This is a genomic window from Hyphomonas chukchiensis, from assembly GCF_000682695.1.
Classification (GTDB): domain Bacteria; phylum Pseudomonadota; class Alphaproteobacteria; order Caulobacterales; family Hyphomonadaceae; genus Hyphomonas; species Hyphomonas chukchiensis.
On sequence record NZ_AWFG01000001.1, the window covers coordinates 560,948 to 575,684 of the forward strand.

19 protein-coding genes are annotated in these 14,737 nt (G+C 63.1%); 14 read left to right on the forward strand and 5 right to left on the reverse strand.

The genetic code is table 11. The annotated features are described in order from the left end of the window. Window positions 1-29: 29 nt before the first annotated feature. Together HY30_RS02730 and motA are read right to left on the reverse strand one after the other, a co-directional pair. Entirely contained in the window at window positions 30-431 is a 402-nt protein-coding gene (locus HY30_RS02730; protein WP_034736562.1) for a hypothetical protein, read from the reverse strand. 79 nt (window positions 432-510) lie between these two features. After that, window positions 511-1,392, reverse strand: a complete 882-nt coding sequence (motA, locus tag HY30_RS02735) for a flagellar motor stator protein MotA (RefSeq protein WP_034736564.1) — start codon at window positions 1,390-1,392, stop codon at window positions 511-513. Between the two features lie 175 nt (window positions 1,393-1,567). Here motA and HY30_RS02740 point away from each other — a divergent pair, with 175 nt between their 5' ends. Together HY30_RS02740 and HY30_RS02745 are read left to right on the forward strand one after the other, a co-directional pair. Then, window positions 1,568-2,050, forward strand: a complete 483-nt coding sequence (locus tag HY30_RS02740; protein ID WP_034736566.1) for a hypothetical protein — start codon at window positions 1,568-1,570, stop codon at window positions 2,048-2,050. Between the two features lie 46 nt (window positions 2,051-2,096). After that, entirely contained in the window at window positions 2,097-3,380 is a 1,284-nt protein-coding gene (locus HY30_RS02745; protein ID WP_034736568.1) for an MFS transporter, read from the forward strand. Here the strand turns inward: HY30_RS02745 and HY30_RS02750 are convergent, their stop codons facing one another. Then, window positions 3,381-4,739, reverse strand: coding sequence for a lytic murein transglycosylase (locus HY30_RS02750; RefSeq protein WP_051614693.1), 1,359 nt, complete (start codon window positions 4,737-4,739; stop codon window positions 3,381-3,383). Between the two features lie 112 nt (window positions 4,740-4,851). Between HY30_RS02750 and ykgO the strand changes: the two genes are divergently transcribed. The 8 genes from ykgO to HY30_RS02790 all read left to right on the forward strand — a co-directional run bounded on the left by ykgO (window position 4,852) and on the right by HY30_RS02790 (window position 9,868). Next, entirely contained in the window at window positions 4,852-4,977 is a 126-nt protein-coding gene (gene ykgO / locus HY30_RS02755) for a type B 50S ribosomal protein L36 (RefSeq protein WP_034736570.1), read from the forward strand. A gap of 31 nt (window positions 4,978-5,008) precedes the next feature. After that, window positions 5,009-5,617 (forward strand): HAD family hydrolase, encoded by a 609-nt coding sequence (locus HY30_RS02760; protein WP_034736572.1) that lies wholly within the window; start codon window positions 5,009-5,011, stop codon window positions 5,615-5,617. Next, a complete protein-coding gene (locus HY30_RS02765) occupies window positions 5,617-6,195 on the forward strand; it encodes a tetratricopeptide repeat protein (protein WP_241765621.1) in 579 nt (192 codons plus the stop codon). The genes HY30_RS02760 and HY30_RS02765 overlap by 1 nt, the downstream gene beginning before the upstream one ends. Before the next feature lie 5 nt (window positions 6,196-6,200). Next, a complete protein-coding gene (locus HY30_RS02770) occupies window positions 6,201-7,145 on the forward strand; it encodes an alpha/beta fold hydrolase (RefSeq protein WP_034736574.1) in 945 nt (314 codons plus the stop codon). A 45-nt stretch (window positions 7,146-7,190) separates the two neighbouring features. Beyond that, window positions 7,191-7,451 carry a DUF2312 domain-containing protein gene (locus HY30_RS02775; RefSeq protein WP_034736576.1) on the forward strand — a complete coding sequence of 87 codons (261 nt, stop codon included), beginning with the start codon at window positions 7,191-7,193 and terminating at the stop codon, window positions 7,449-7,451. 41 nt (window positions 7,452-7,492) lie between these two features. After that, window positions 7,493-7,996 carry a hypothetical protein gene (locus tag HY30_RS20290; RefSeq protein WP_034736578.1) on the forward strand — a complete coding sequence of 168 codons (504 nt, stop codon included), beginning with the start codon at window positions 7,493-7,495 and terminating at the stop codon, window positions 7,994-7,996. Between the two features lie 25 nt (window positions 7,997-8,021). Beyond that, the gene (locus tag HY30_RS02785) at window positions 8,022-8,906 is read left to right on the forward strand and encodes an SDR family oxidoreductase (RefSeq protein ID WP_034736581.1); all 885 of its coding nucleotides are present in this window, start codon (window positions 8,022-8,024) and stop codon (window positions 8,904-8,906) included. Between the two features lie 80 nt (window positions 8,907-8,986). Beyond that, the gene (locus tag HY30_RS02790) at window positions 8,987-9,868 is read left to right on the forward strand and encodes an SDR family NAD(P)-dependent oxidoreductase (RefSeq protein ID WP_034736583.1); all 882 of its coding nucleotides are present in this window, start codon (window positions 8,987-8,989) and stop codon (window positions 9,866-9,868) included. Here the strand turns inward: HY30_RS02790 and HY30_RS02795 are convergent. After that, window positions 9,859-10,143 (reverse strand): hypothetical protein, encoded by a 285-nt coding sequence (locus HY30_RS02795; RefSeq protein WP_034736585.1) that lies wholly within the window; start codon window positions 10,141-10,143, stop codon window positions 9,859-9,861. The genes HY30_RS02790 and HY30_RS02795 overlap by 10 nt on opposite strands. Here HY30_RS02795 and HY30_RS02800 point away from each other — a divergent pair. Beyond that, entirely contained in the window at window positions 10,142-11,080 is a 939-nt protein-coding gene (locus tag HY30_RS02800; RefSeq protein WP_051614695.1) for a DMT family transporter, read from the forward strand. The two genes, HY30_RS02795 and HY30_RS02800, sit on opposite strands and share 2 nt — an antisense overlap. A 47-nt stretch (window positions 11,081-11,127) precedes the next feature. Beyond that, the gene (locus HY30_RS02805; protein WP_034736587.1) at window positions 11,128-12,150 is read left to right on the forward strand and encodes an SDR family oxidoreductase; all 1,023 of its coding nucleotides are present in this window, start codon (window positions 11,128-11,130) and stop codon (window positions 12,148-12,150) included. 13 nt (window positions 12,151-12,163) lie between these two features. Here HY30_RS02805 and HY30_RS02810 read toward each other — a convergent pair whose 3' ends face one another. Further along, window positions 12,164-12,388: a DUF1674 domain-containing protein gene (locus HY30_RS02810; RefSeq protein ID WP_034736589.1), complete on the reverse strand. Its 225-nt coding sequence runs from the start codon at window positions 12,386-12,388 to the stop codon at window positions 12,164-12,166. Window positions 12,389-12,486: 98 nt separating this feature from the next. Between HY30_RS02810 and htpX the strand changes: the two genes are divergently transcribed. Both htpX and HY30_RS02820 read left to right on the forward strand, forming a co-directional pair. After that, window positions 12,487-13,380 (forward strand): zinc metalloprotease HtpX, encoded by an 894-nt coding sequence (htpX, locus tag HY30_RS02815; protein ID WP_034736592.1) that lies wholly within the window; start codon window positions 12,487-12,489, stop codon window positions 13,378-13,380. A gap of 3 nt (window positions 13,381-13,383) precedes the next feature. Next, a complete protein-coding gene (locus tag HY30_RS02820) occupies window positions 13,384-14,652 on the forward strand; it encodes an RsmB/NOP family class I SAM-dependent RNA methyltransferase (protein ID WP_034736594.1) in 1,269 nt (422 codons plus the stop codon). The last annotated feature ends 85 nt before the right edge of the window (window positions 14,653-14,737 follow it).

The following is a 14,737-nucleotide window of genomic DNA, read 5'->3' on the forward strand; positions in this document are numbered from 1 at the left end:
TAACCGGGCGAAGCGCCCCGCCTGCGCCCTTATTGGTCGGATTTGTCCCCGATAACGCGGTAGCAATAGAGCTGCAGGCCGCAATAGGCGAGCACGATGCCCATATTGGCCGAGGCCAGCGTGCCGTAGGACTCGCCGCGCACAGGCGCCAGAATCAGTTCTATGAAGGTGGCCATGCCGAGCACGATAATGGCCGCCGCGCCCGAGCGACGCAGGCCGATGGTCAGCGCCACCCAAACCGTCAGCGAGGCAAAAGCCACCGTCCGGAAGATATGGTCGTCGAGACCGATCTCCTGTCCAGCGCTATAGGCCGTCACCTTCAGCGCCATGAATATGGCGATAAGGCCGGTCAGTCCCGTCGCAACCGTTTTCAGGTCACCGGATACCCAGTAATTACGCTGGGGCGTCATTTCTGCAGTTTGATCGGCCATATCATCACCTCGTCCCAAGAGATTAGATTTGAATATGACAGAAGCCGATTGCCCGCATCTTAAGGAATACTGAGGAATTTCAGGCCGCTGTTCGTGATTTGGCAATGAATCGGGACGCGCTGAGCGCCTGTTCCAGCGTGGCCGTATCAGGCTGGAGTGCCGGCGGGATCGCGGCGCGGCCCATTTCCAGCGCCACGCCCGGCGCCAGACCTTCACTATACGCGCCGAGCGTCGACCGGATCACATCCAGGAACCGGGCATCCTCATCAACGATCTGCCCGAACCGGGCGGCGACAGGCCCGACAAGCCCATAGGCGAGGAAAACACCGAGGAATGTGCCAAGCAGCGCCGAGCCGATCATCGTGCCGAGCACGGCGGGCGACTGGTCGATCGAGCCCATGGTGCGGATGATGCCGAGTACGGCAGCCACGATGCCGAGCGCCGGCAGGGCATCGGCCAGCGTGTTGAGGGCGCCGACCGCCTTCATGCGCTGGTCGAGATAGGCGGCAATGGACTGGTCCATGCGCTGTTCAGCGCGGGCGGGGTCCGACAGGTCGAGCGCCATCAGGCGGAAAGCGTCGCAGATCATGCCGGAGGCGCCTTCATCGTCCAGAATCCGCGGCACAGCTTCAAAGGCGGCGGACTCTTCCGGCGTTTCAATATCGGCTTCGATGGCCACAAAGCCGCCCTGACGGGCCTTGCGCATCAGCGTGCCGAGCAGCACCAGCAGGTCCTGATAGTCGTCCCGCCGCCATTTCGCGCCGCCAAACGCCTTGGCAAAGCCGCCGAGCGCCTCGCGCGCCACGCTCAGGGAATTGCCGATCAGGACCGTGCCAACTGCCGCGCCGCCGATCAGCGCCATCTCGAACGGGAGCGCATGCATGGCGCCGCTGCCGCCCGTCAGAAAGAGACCGCCGAAAACGAGGACAAAGACAAGTATGAGGCCGGCAAGCTGCGCCAAGGAAGGGCCTTTCGAGGCAGGAACGATCCTTACTTACGCAGAAGGGTCTTAACCCTGCGTTTCATTTCGTCTGCGGGCTCTCGCGTGCTTGCGGCGGTTGATCGGGCTCGCCGCACCGCTTATCACAGTCAGGAAGGCCCATCGGGGGGTGGCGCCGCGGAGTTCTGGTTCCACCATGCGCATCATGCTTGCTGCCCTTGCCCTCATCTCTGGCCCCCTGACCGCAGCCGCGCAGCAGGCCATTCCAAGTGATGGCTACCGCGTCTGCGCCCCGGAACAGACCATGCAGGGACGCACCATTGTCCGCGAGGCCTGCGGCGACCTTGTCCAGCCGGACTTTGCCGAGGGCGGGTTCGCATCGCTGTCGGAGCTTGAGGCGGCTGGCGAAGCGCGCGAAGCCTTCCTCGCCGAGATCACGGCCTATGCGGCCTGCGTCTCCGGCTTCATCGATGCCGCGCGCCAGCCGGGCATGCCGGCTGACAGCCTTGCGCCGGATCAGGCGGCCTGCGCCCATTCCTGGGCCGAAGAGCAGGCCACGCAGGCCGTTCGCGACTATGGCCGCGCCTGCATCGCCTACTCCAACCGCTCCATGACCGATTCAAGCCTGACGCCCTGGTCAGGCGCCTGCTACCCTACGGCAACCGGAAATAATGGCTAAGGCGCTGTCTGGACTTTTGTTCAGCACCACCTGATTAGTCAGTTCCATGTCCCAGACCGGTGATTCCCTTATCGATGCGCCGCGCCCTGATCGCCGCGGCGCTTTCTTTCTTCTGTTCTTCTCGCTGATGGCGATTGGCGCGGGCAACACGATGCTCATAGCTGCCGTGCTGCCGCCGCTGACACGCGAGCTGAACCTGCCGGACTGGATGGCCGCGAGCATCTTTGCGCTTTCGGCCTTCTTCTGGTCGACCACGTCGCCAATTTGGGGAAAGCGGTCGAACACCTGGGGTCGTCGCCCCGTCGCCGCCATGGGCCTTGCGGCCTATGGCATGTCGATGACACTGCTGTTCGTGTTTGGCGGCCTTGCCCTGAACGGCGTGCTGCAGGGATCAGTCCTCATCTTCATCTGCCTCGCGTCGTCACGCTCCCTCTTCGGGATATTCAGCTCCGGCGTGAACGGCGCCGCGCAGGCCTATGTCGCCGACCGGACCAGCAAGGCAGAGCGCCAGTCCGAAATTGCGCTCATCACGTCAGGCTTCAGTGTCGGCACCGTGATCGGTCCGGCCTTTGCCGCCGCCCTCGTGGCCACCGTTGGCCTGCTCAGCCCGCTGGCAGCCACTGCTGTCATCGCCTTCGGCATGGCTGCCGCCGTCTGGTTCCGCCTGCCGGAACAGCGCGACCCGGTCTCTGACGCCACAAAGTTCGAGGACGACATGGGCGGGCGCGGGCTGTGGCGTTCGGGCCCTGTCCTGCCCTTCCTGATCTTTGCGGTCTGCCTGTCACTGGTCAGCGGCATCCTCACGCAGGTCTTCGTCTTCTCGGTGATGGACAAGCTGCATGTCGAGGGACGCCAGGCGGCCCAGTTTACCGGCCCGGCCTTTACGGTCGGCGCCCTGGCCGTGCTGATGGCGCAGCTGGTGCTGATCCCGCGCCTGAAAATGAAGAACAAGACGCTGATGTGGGGCGGTTGCCTGCCCTTGCTGGCGGGCGCCGTGCTGCTGATCTTCGCCAAGGACTATGCCAGCCTGATCCTCGCCCAATTCTTCATCGGGCTCGGCAGCGGCCTCGCGCGCCCCGGCTTTTCCAGCGGCGCGTCACTTGCGGTGTCGCCACAGCTTCAGGGCAATGTCGCCGGGCTCGTGATTTCGGCCAATGGCATGGGGTTCATCATCACACCCTTCTTCGGCCTCTTCGTGTACGAGTATGTGAACCCGCACCTGCCGTTCATCTTCTGCGCCGGCCTGCTGGTCTTCATGACCCTGTTTGCGCGTTTCGGACTGAAGGATGGCGTCGGCGAGTTTATCGCCGACGATGATGAATCCGCCTGATCAGCTCGGCCCGTCGGCTGATGACACGCCGACTGTACCGCCCGAATCCGTGCCTGTGACCAAAGCCAGCATTTCCTTGGTCGGATAGCCGTCGGCCACGATGCCGCGTGACTTCTGGAAACCCATCAGGGCAAGCTTGGTCTGGCGGCCGGGAATGCCATCCACAGGCCCGGCATTATAGCCCTGCGCCGTGAGGCCCGCCTGCAGCGCCTTGATATCGGCCACCGACAACGGCTTCAGATAGGTCGGCCATGGCGTCACCGGGCCCGGCTGGCCGATAATGGCATTGCCTGCCATGCCCACGGCAAAGGCATAGGAGTCGGCATTGTTATAGGCCTTGAACACCTTGAAATTGGGGAAGAGCAGATATTTCGGCCCGGCTGCACCTGCCGGCAGCCAGAGCTGGGCCGCATTGGCGCCGCCGGTCTCGAAAGCGCCGCCCGCAATGGGGGTGAGGCCCGCAGCCCGCCATGTGTCCATGTTGCGCTCGGTGCCATCCGCGAGGCTGTAATCGAAGCTGAACGGCACCGCGACTTCGATGCCCCAGGGCTGGCCCATCATATAGCCGGATTTCTTCAGGTAGTTGGCCGCCGAGGCGAGCGCGTCGCCCTCATTCTTCCAGACATCCTTGTGCCCGTCGCCATCGAAATCCTCGGCATAGGCCACATAGGTCGACGGCATGAACTGGGTCTGGCCCATGGCGCCAGCCCAGCCTGCGATCAGGTCAGAGCGTTCGGCATCGCCGCGCTCAACCATGGTCATCACGGCATAGAGTTCCTTCTCGGCGAAACTCTTGCGACGGCCTTCCACGGCCATATTGGCCAGCACATTGCCCGCATCGAAATTGCCGATGACGGCGCCATAGCTTGTCTCCATGCCCCAGATCGCGACCACAACCTGGCGGTCGACGCCGTAGCGCGCCTCGATCTGGTCAAACAAAGCAGGCGCCTCGGCGAGGCGCTCCTTGCCGTTAGTAATGCGGCTGTCGCCGAGGGGCACTTTCAGATAGTCCCAGATCGGCTTGGAAAATTCGGCCTGATCGCTGATGCCAGTGCCGGCAACCTGAAAATCCGTTCCGAGCCAGAGCGCAATCGGCTCGATGCCCGTCAGCAGCGACTTGACCAGTTCCCGGTCATGCCCGGCGGCCAGCGCGCGATTGGAAAAATCATTGCGCCAGGCATCCATGGCCGCATGGCCGGATGAGGCATATTTGATCGGGCCCGTTTCGGGCACCTCGACAGGCGTGCTGCCGGTGACGGGGGGCTTGCTGGGCTGGGGCCCTGCCGCGCAGGAAGCCAGCAGACCCGTTAACGCTGCAGCCGCCAGTAATTGCGTTCGCGCGAGGCCTTTCTGTATCATTGTGGCTCTCCGACTGTTATGACGCGCATCACAGTGTGCGTCCTTGACTCTGCTACCCGGATTCATTACTCGCACCGCTTTCCTAATTCCTTATGATCGTCAGGCCAGACCCATGAAAGTCCGCTCGTCTCTGAAGTCCCTCAAGGCACGTCACCGTGATTGCAAGATCGTGCGCCGCAAGGGCCGCGTTTACGTGATCAACAAGACCAACCCGCGCTTTAAAGCCAAACAGGCCTGAGCCGAAGATGAACAGGCAATGAGGCGGGAAAATGACCGTTTCGATTGCCCTGTTCGATCTCGGCCATGTTGTGCTCGATTGGGAGCCATCGCGCCTCTACACCAAAATTTTCGACGATGCGGCCGCCCGGGATCACTTCCTGGGCGAAATTTGTACAATGGACTGGCATACGCGCCACGACGCCGGCGCGAGCTTCGCCGAGAATGCCACCAGCCTCATTGCCCAGCACCCCCAATATGAAGGCGAAATCCGCGCGTGGGGCACGCGCTGGATGGAAATGTTCGACGGCTATGTCGACGGCACGGCCGAGCTGATCGAACGGCTCGATGCGCGCGGCGTCCCGCTTTATGCCCTCTCCAACATGCCTTCGGACCCATGGGAGGAAATGCTCGCCCATTTCGAGGTGCTGCAGCGCTTTCGCCATGTCGTCATCTCCGGTGACCTGAAGATGGTAAAACCAGATCCGGCGATTTACCGGCACGCGCTCGAAGCCATTGGCGGCCCAGAGCCGGAAACGGTTCTCTTCATTGATGACCGCGAGAGCAATATCGCCGCCGCCGACGCGCTCGGATTCGCGACACATCACTTCACCGGCGCGGCCGGGCTGGAAGCCGCGCTGGAGGCCCACGGCCTGCTTTGATGCAAACTCCTGTTGCCGCAGCGCGCTTCCCGTCCATATTGAACTTCATGCTCAAGCCACTGATCCTTGCTGCACTCCTCCTTGCCGGGCAGGCCTCTGCGGCCCCGTCGGACGAAATGTTCCAGAAACTGCACGATGCGCCGAGCGAAAGCGAAGCCAATGATGCCGCGCAGGATATCTGGGCGGCCTGGATGGAATCCGGCTCGCCCACAGTCGACATGATCATGGAGCGCGCCGTCGATGCGCAGACGGTCGGCGAATTTGACACTGCCCGTGCCCTTTATGATCGCGCCATCATGATCGATCCGGACTATGCCGAGGCGTGGAGCCGCCGCGCGAGCCTGTTCCTGAATGACGAGAATTTCCCCGAAGCCCTGCGCGACCTGAACGAGGCCCTTCGCCTCGAACCCCGCCATTTCGGGGCCTGGGCCGGACTTGGCATCATGATGGAAACCATGGGCGCCGAGAAGGAAGCCCTCGCCGCCTATCGTCAGGCGCTCGAGATCTATCCCCTGATGACGCAGGCCCTGCAGGCAGAGAAACGTCTCGCCAAGCAGGCCGAAGGCCAAGGACTTTGAAACGCATGATCAGCCTTGCCTTGATCGCCCTTTCCGCCGTCGGTGTCGGGGCCTGCGTGTCCAGCGCCGCTTATACGTCGAAGATCGAGGCTGCCAATCCCGAAGCCGAAGGCCGGATGCTGACCGTGAATGGCCATGGCGTGAACGTGCTGACAGCCGGCAATTCGGGCCCGCCAATCCTGATGATCCATGGCGCGAGCGCCAATGCGCGCGAATTCACATGGACGCTCGCCCCGCGACTTTCGGCTGACCACCGCATCTTCATGGCCGACCGGCCCGGACACGGCTATTCCGAGCGCTTTGACGGGGCCGAACATCTTGGCGAGCAGGCTGCCCAGATGGCGGGTGTGCTCGACCAGCTGGCGCCCGGCGAAAAGGCCGTCATCGTCGGTCATTCCTTCGGGGGCGGCGTGGCGCTGCGGCTCGCATTGGATCGCCCTGACCTCGTGAAAGGCCTCGTCCTGATTGCGCCTGTGACCCATGACTGGGGCGGGGGCGGACAGGCCTGGTACAATGGCATCTCGGCAGCGCCGCTTGTCGGGCCTGTCTTCACGCAGCTTGTACCGACTGTCGGTCCGGCGCAGGTCAAGGCAGGCATTGAAGGCGTGTTCAACCCCGCGCCCGTGCCGGAAGGCTATTTCGAGAAATCGGCCATTGGCCTGCTCTTCCGCCCGCCGAACTTCCGCGCCAATGCGCAGGACGTTCAGGCCCTGCGCGAGGAACTGGGCGCGCAATCGCCGCGCTATCCCGAACTCAAGGTGCCGATCGTCGTCTTCTCCGGCAGCCAGGACACGGTGATCAAGCCGAACCTGCATGTCGGCAAGCTGAAGAAACAGGTGCCTGTCGACCTCGTCATCCTGCCGGATGAAGGCCACATGCCGCATCACGCGCATGGCGCAGATGTGGCCGATGCCATACGGCGTCTGGCCATTAACGATAAGTCTCGCTAAGAGGCTCAGCCTGCCCCACGCCATATCGATTCGAGGACCATCTTCATGGACGACGCTGCCGCCACGCACCTGACCGAGACCACCAAGGAAAAGCTTCGCCAGACCGTAGGCAAGATCGAGCGTCTCGAAGAAGAAAAGAAAGAGGTCGCCGAGCAGATCAAGGAAGTCTACGCCGAAGCCAAGGCTTTCGGCTTTGACGTGAAAGCGCTCCGCCAGGTGATCCGCCTGCGCAAGGTCGACAAGGCCGACCGCGAAGAGCAGGAAATGATGCTCGAACTCTACCTTCTGGCCACGGGCGACGCCTGATCCCATTGGCCTTCGGCGCGGAATGACCTAAGTCTCATTCCATGTCCCGCGACGTCGACGAACGCAAGAAACGTGCAGCCCTGCGCAAACTGCGCAAGGCCGCCGCGCTTGCGGAACAGGGCCTCGGCCCGGAACTCTCCGATTGGGAGCGCCAGTTCCTTGAAGAGGTCGAGCAGCGCATCGAGACCTATGGCTCTGCTTTTGCCGACCCCGAGAAAGGCGCCGAGGGCGATGCCCTTTCCGCGCTTCAGCGCATCAAGCTGAAAGAGATCGACAAGAAGGCGCGCGGCAAGGGCGGTTCCGGCTTCAAGTCGAAATCGCGCCCGGCCTACACGCCGCGTGTGCGCAATGTCGACGCCGAAGCGGAGGAAGCCAAGGGCGAGGACACGCCTCCACCCCCGCCGCCCGCCCCGTCAAAACCCCGCCTTGTCTCCGCGGCGCTCCCTCCGCTAACCGGTGAACGGTCCGGGAATACCCCGCCAACGCCCCCTGCGCGCCCCAGCTTCCGGGTGATTGAGGGCGGCAAGGCGAACACGTCCGACTAGATCTCTCACCCCGCAAAGGCCCGCCATGACCCAGGACACGACCCCGAATTCCCCGCGAACCGTCGTCGTTACGGGCGCCTCGACCGGCATTGGCGCGGCGACCGCCCGCCACCTCGCCCACCATGGCTGGCGCGTCTTCGCCGGTGTGCGCAAGGAGTCTGACGGCGACACGCTCAAGGCCGGATCGACCGGGGACCTGCGCCCGCTCATCATCGACGTGACGAAACCCGAAAGCGTGGAATCTGCCGTCAAGACAGTGGCCGATGCGCTTGGCGGAACGCGGCTTGGCGGCTTGGTCAACAATGCCGGCATCGCCAAGATCGGCCCGTTAGCGCTACAGCCCATGGACGAATTCGAAGCGCATTTCGAGGTCAATGTCTTCGGCTTGATGCGTACCTCGCAGGCCTTCATTCCCCTGCTCGGTTCGGACCCCGACCGCAGCGGTCCGCCCGGCAGGATCGTCAACATCACCAGCGTCGGCGGTCGCCTGGCCGCGCCTTTCCTAGGCGCCTATGCGGCCACCAAGCATGCCGTCGAAGCGCTGACCGACAGCCTCCGCCGCGAGCTGATGATATATGGCATCGACGCCATCGCGATCGGCCCCGGTTCGGTCAAGACGCCGATCTGGGACAAGGCCGAGGAAGCCAATACGGATCAGCCCTATGCAAACAGCGACTGGGCCGGGCCGCTGAAAAAGTTCGAAGAAGTCATGCTCGGCGGCGGTCGCACCGGCCTCGAGCCGGTCGAGATCGGCCAGATCGTGCAGACGGCGCTGGAAGATTCCAGCCCCAAGCCCCGCTATGCCCCTGTCCCGAACAAGCTGACCAACTGGACCATCCCGACCCGCCTGCCCAAGCGCATGCTTGATGGGATCTTCGCCAAGCGCTTCGGCATCAGCAAACCGGACTGAGCCCGCAAAACTTTTCCCGTGCACCTTGACGTCCCGTGCGGAAGCCGCGCCCATGCTGCGCAAAACGGGAGGAAAAAGCCATGACGGATCTCAAAGGCAAGGTTGCCATCATCACAGGCGCGGCCAGTGGTATCGGGCTTGCGGGGGTTGAAACCTTCGTCGCCGCCGGCGCGCAGGTCATTGCCGGCGATGTGCAGGACGAGAAGGGCAAGGCGCTGGAAACGCGTTTCGGGCCTGACAAGGTGCGCTTCACCCATTGCGATGTGACCGACATGGGCCAGCTGGAAGCGCTGATGCAATCGGCCGTGGATGCGTTTGGTGGCCTCGACATTCTCTGGAACAATGCGGGCCATGGCGGCACGCCAACCAGCGTTGAGGAGCTTGATCTCGACGGCTTTGACGCAACCATGAACCTGCTGCTCAAGCAGGTCTTCGCAGGCACCAAGTTTGCCATTCCGCATATGAAGGCCCGCGGCAAGGGATCGGTCATCAACACGTCATCCATCAGCGCGGTCTGCGCAGGCTATGCGCCGATCACCTATTCGGTCGCCAAGAAGGGCGTCGCGCACTTCTCCAAGCTCGCCGCAGCCGAGCTTGCGAAATACCAGATACGCGTCAACGCCATCCTGCCGGGCTTCATCGCCACATCCATCTTTGGCGCATCACTGGGCCTGTCACGTGAAGTGGCTGATCAAATGGCCGAAATGGTCTCGCAGGCGGGCGGCAGCATGCAGCCCATCGGTCGCGTGGGCCGTGGTAGCGACATTGCCGAAATGGCCGCCTTCCTCGCCTCGGATGCGGCGAGCTTCATCACCGGCGGCGAATTCCTCGTCGATGGCGGCATGACCGTCGGCCCGCCTCACAGCTGGAACGAGCAGGTCGCCAGCCCGCTTCTCGATGCACTCGGCATTTCGCCCGAGCAGGCCGAGCAGATGCGTCTTGCAATGGCCGCTCAGTCCTGAACCGTATCGGCCAGTCCCGGGATTGCCTCGACGGCCTGCAGCAGGTCTTCCAGCGTCGCCGAGCGGAACATGCGGCGGCCCTTCTCGTCGGCCAGGACATAGCCCCGGGCGCTCTTTGTCAGCGGGAAACGGCGCCAGTGCGCGCGGGTGCGGAATATCCAGACCTGTTCGGGCGCTTCGCCTGCCGTTGCCCAACCGGTCCACATGTGTTCGATCGGCAATTGACGCCACAGGCGATCGATCTCGTCGATCTCGGAAGCGGTGAAAGGGTTCATGGAAAATAGTCCACATCTGTCTGACCCAGCTGAAGATAACCGTCCCCAAGGCGTGCGCAACCTGGAAGGTGCGCTCTGGATGGCTGCGTCAGGCGCGGTTTTTACCGCCTTCCTGACCCTCTCGAAGCTACAGTCCGCCCATTATGATCCCGGCTTCCTCGCCTTCTGGCGCACGGCTGTCGCGCTCTTCATCACGCTGCCTGTCATCTTTCGCTCCGGACTTGGCATCATGCGCGTGCAGCAGCCCCTGCTGGTCTTCCTGCGCAGCATATTCGGCACGATGGGGTTCATTCTCAGCTTCTACGCCGTGTCTGACGCGGTTGGCCTGCCCTTGTCCGAGTTCAACGCAATCAGCTTTTCGCGGGCGATGTTCATCACGGTCTTCGCTGCCTTCTTCCTCCGCGAAACCGTCGGCTGGCATCGCTGGGGCGCGACATTGGCCGGGTTTATCGGCGTGCTGGTCATCACCCATCCCCAAACGGGACTCAGCCTTGGCATCCTTCTCGCCCTCGGCGCGGCATTCTGCATGGCGGGAGCGATTGCGATGGTTAAGTCGCTGTCGCGCCTGCACAGGCCGATGACACTGCTGATCTGGGCTAACCTGCTGTCATCCGTGCTGCTGCTACCTCTGGCGATCTGGAAATGGCCCGCCGTCGCACCGTCGCTACAGGACTGGAGCCTGATCGGCCTGATGGGCCTCTGCGGCGCGCTGGGCCAGTATCTCTACATTCGTGGCATGAGCATTGGCGACGCGTCCTTCCTGTCGCCCATCGACTATCTGCGCCTGCCCATGGCGGCCACGGTCGACTGGCTACTGTTCCAGCTTCTCCCGGGCCCGTGGACCTGGGTCGGTACCGCAATCATCATTTCCGCCACCTTTTACATTACCTATCGCGAGCATAGGCTGTCCGCCCGCGCAGCCACACCGCCCTTGTGAATTTTGGTGAATTCGTTCATCGTTCATGAAAATAAGGGAGGTTTCGCATGGCCAAGGTCCTCGTCACGGGCGCAACCGGGTTCATCGCCGGGCACGTCATTCTCCAGCTGCTTGAGGCGGGCCACGAGGTGCGGGGCACCGCCCGGTCTGCCTCCAGCGCGCCGAAACTCAACGCGGCACTCAGCAAATATGCCGGCAAGCCGGTCAATATCGAGCTCTACGCAGCCAATCTCGAGAACGATGCCGGCTGGGCCGACGCCGTCGCTGGCATGGACTATGTCCAGCACGTCGCGTCGCCCTTCCCTGCTGGCGTCCCTAAAGATCCTGACGACCTGATCCGCCCCGCGAAGGAAGGCGCAATGCGCGTTTTGAAGGCTGCCAAGGGGGCTGGCGTGAAACGTGTTGTGATGACCTCATCCATGGCCGCCATTGCCTATGGCTGGGGGGACGCGCGCCCAGCCGTGCTAACTGAAGAACACTGGTCGAACCCGGACAATCTCAAGGACAACACGGCCTATACGCGATCAAAGACAATCGCTGAGCGCGCGGCATGGGACTATGTAAACGGGGAAGGCAAGGGGCTGGAACTGGCCGTCATCAACCCGGCCGCCGTGCTGGGCCCGGTCATGAGCGCCGATCTCTCCGCCTCACTTGAATTGCTGACCATGCCGATGTCGGGAAAGATACCCGCTGTGCCGCGCATCGGCTTCGGGATCGTTGACGTGCGGGATGTTGCCAGCGCCCAGGTTGCCGCCATGACACTGCCGGAAGCCGCAGGGGAACGCTTTTTGCTCTCCCAGCCCTTCATGTGGTTCTCCGAAGTCGCCGACGTGCTGCGCGAGGCTTTTCCGGATTACAAAAAGAAAATACCGAACGGCACGATGCCGGATTTTGTGCTGAAACTGGTCTCGATCTTTAATCCGACGCTCAAGCAGATCCTGCCGGAGCTTGGCCGCCAGCGCCAGATTTCAAATGAGAAGGCCCGCACCGTTCTGGGGTGGAAGCCGCACACCGCCAAGGAAGCCATTATTGCCGGCGGCCAGAGCCTGATCGATAACGGCATCGTCTGACGTCGCACAAGCCTCAGAAATCGTAGGCGATTCCCTTGCGCTCCCAGTCACCATAGCGGGTCGGCTCGATTGTCCGGGGGCCGCCATTTTCATCCTCAGGGAGGGCTGCCGCATCGGCCGCTTGAGCCGCGCGTCTTGCATCGGCTTCTTCCAGCGCCCGGCGCGCTTCGGGCGACAGGGTCTTGCGACGCTCTGCCTCGTTGGAACTGTGGTCGGTGTTTGGTGTTTCTTCACCCATGTGCCAGCAGACTCCTCAATTCGTTAACGGTCACCATATACCTAGCGGTACCGCCCGCATAAACAACGCGCTGCCGTCATAGTGGAGTCTATACCCCCATGGGGACTGCGAAAACATTCATCCTGCTAGCCATGCTGACCGCCCTGTTCATGGGTATCGGCTATCTCGTGGCCGGTACGACCGGCATGGCGATCGCCTTCGTGGTCGCGGCGGCAATGAACCTGTTTTCCTACTGGAATTCCGACAAGATTGTCCTGCGCATGCAAGGCGCCAAGGAGCTGACGGCTGACAATAAAAGCCCGATGCTGCGCACCTTTGCCAAGGATGTGGCCTCGCTCGCCGAGCGCGCCGGCCTGCCCGCACCGAAAATCTATATAATCGAGACGCCGCAGCCGAATGCGTTCGCCACCGGGCGCAGCCCGTCACATGCCGCCGTGGCCGCCACAACCGGCCTGCTGGGCATGCTGACCCGCGAGGAAGTCGCCGGCGTCATGGCTCACGAACTCGCCCATGTGCGCAATCGCGACACGCTGACCATGACCGTGACGGCGACCATCGCGGGCGCGATCGGCATGCTGGCCAATTTCGCGCTCTTCTTCGGGCGCGAGCGGACCGGCCTTATCGGGTCGCTGGCGATCATGATCATCGCGCCTCTGGCCGCCGGTCTTGTGCAGATGGCGATCAGCCGCTCGCGGGAATATGAAGCCGACGCCAAGGGCGCGGAAATTTGCGGCAACCCGCTCTGGCTTGCCTCAGCGCTTGAGAAGATCGAACGCGGCGCCCGCGCCTCGGTCAATGTCCAGGCGGAACGCAACCCGGCCATGGCCCATATGTACATTTCCAATCCGCTGAGCGGGCATGGCGTGGACAACCTGTTCTCCACCCACCCATCAACGGCCAGCCGCGTGGCCGCCCTTCGCCGCATGGCAGGCGACCAGATCAATGCCGATGTCAGCCCTGAAATGCGCCGCGCTGCCGGTCCCTGGGGCTGAACCATGTCCGGAGCCGATATTCGCCGCGCAGCAGCCGACCTGCTGACCCTGACCCTCGACAGCCGCCGTACGCTCGACGATGCGATGATGACGAGCCAGGTGTTCAATACGCTTGAAGGATCGGACCGCGGCTTTGCCCGTGCGATTGCGAGTTCGGCCCTGCGCCATCTCGGCTGGATCGATACCGCGCTCGCCCCGCTCCTTTCCCGTCCCCTGCCCGCCGTGACGGCACCGATACGCGCCCTGCTACGGACCGGCGTGACGCAGCTCTGGCTGATGGACACACCGCCGCACGCCGCCGTCGGCGAAACGGTGGAAGCCGCCAAGGGCTGGCCAGAGGCTCGCTCCGGCGGCGCCTTCCTGAACGCTGTCCTGCGCCGGGCAGACCGTGAGCGCCCTGATTTTGCGCGCATGTCGCCGCTCGGCATCTGGCCGGACTGGCTGATGGACATTCTCGTATCGGCCTACGGATCAGACGGCGCTGAAGCTTTGGCCAAGGCCCAGCTTACCGAACCGACGCTTTATCTGACGCCAAAATCCGATGCAGAAACTGTCGCCGCCGAAACCGGCGGCATGGCCGTGCCTGGAGGTGGCGTCGCTGTACCAACCGGCTCTGTGGAAGACATGGACGGTTTCGCCTCCGGCGACTGGTGGGTGCAGGACCTCGCCGCGATGATACCGGCGCACCTTCTGGACCCGCAGCGCGGCGACACGATTGTCGACCTCTGCGCCGCGCCGGGTGGCAAGACACTCCAGCTTGCGGCCGCTGGCGCCAGTGTGACGGCTGTTGACCGCTCTGCCCCTCGCCTGCGTCTCCTGAAGGAAAACCTCGCACGCACGGGCCTGAAAGCCACAGTCATAACCGCCAATGCCGACGAATGGCGCCCGCCAGAACCTGTCATGAAGATTTTGCTGGACGCGCCCTGCTCGGCCCTCGGCACGCTGCGACGCCACCCGGAAGGCGCCTGGATCAAGCGGGAAGCTGAAGTCGCACGCTTTCCGGCGGCGCAGGCGCGTCTGCTGGACGCGGCAATCGACATGCTCGCGCCGGGCGGTACACTGATCTATTGCGTTTGCACCCCCCTACCGGCTGAAGGCATCGACATCGTCGAGGCAGCACTCGCCACGGACCGGGTGGTGCGGGTGTCCGTAACGCCAGCCGATGTGCCCGGCTTTTCTCACGCGATCACGTCTTCGGGAGATGTGCTGACACTTCCGGGCGGCGACTCCGATCACGATACATTCTACATTTCCCGGCTGAAAAAGGCCTGATGGATCGCTGACGCTGGGATTTGCAGGGTTAATCGCCGTCAATCATGATGAAAAGTTCAGGATTGCCAGGCCCGCCCTGCCATTG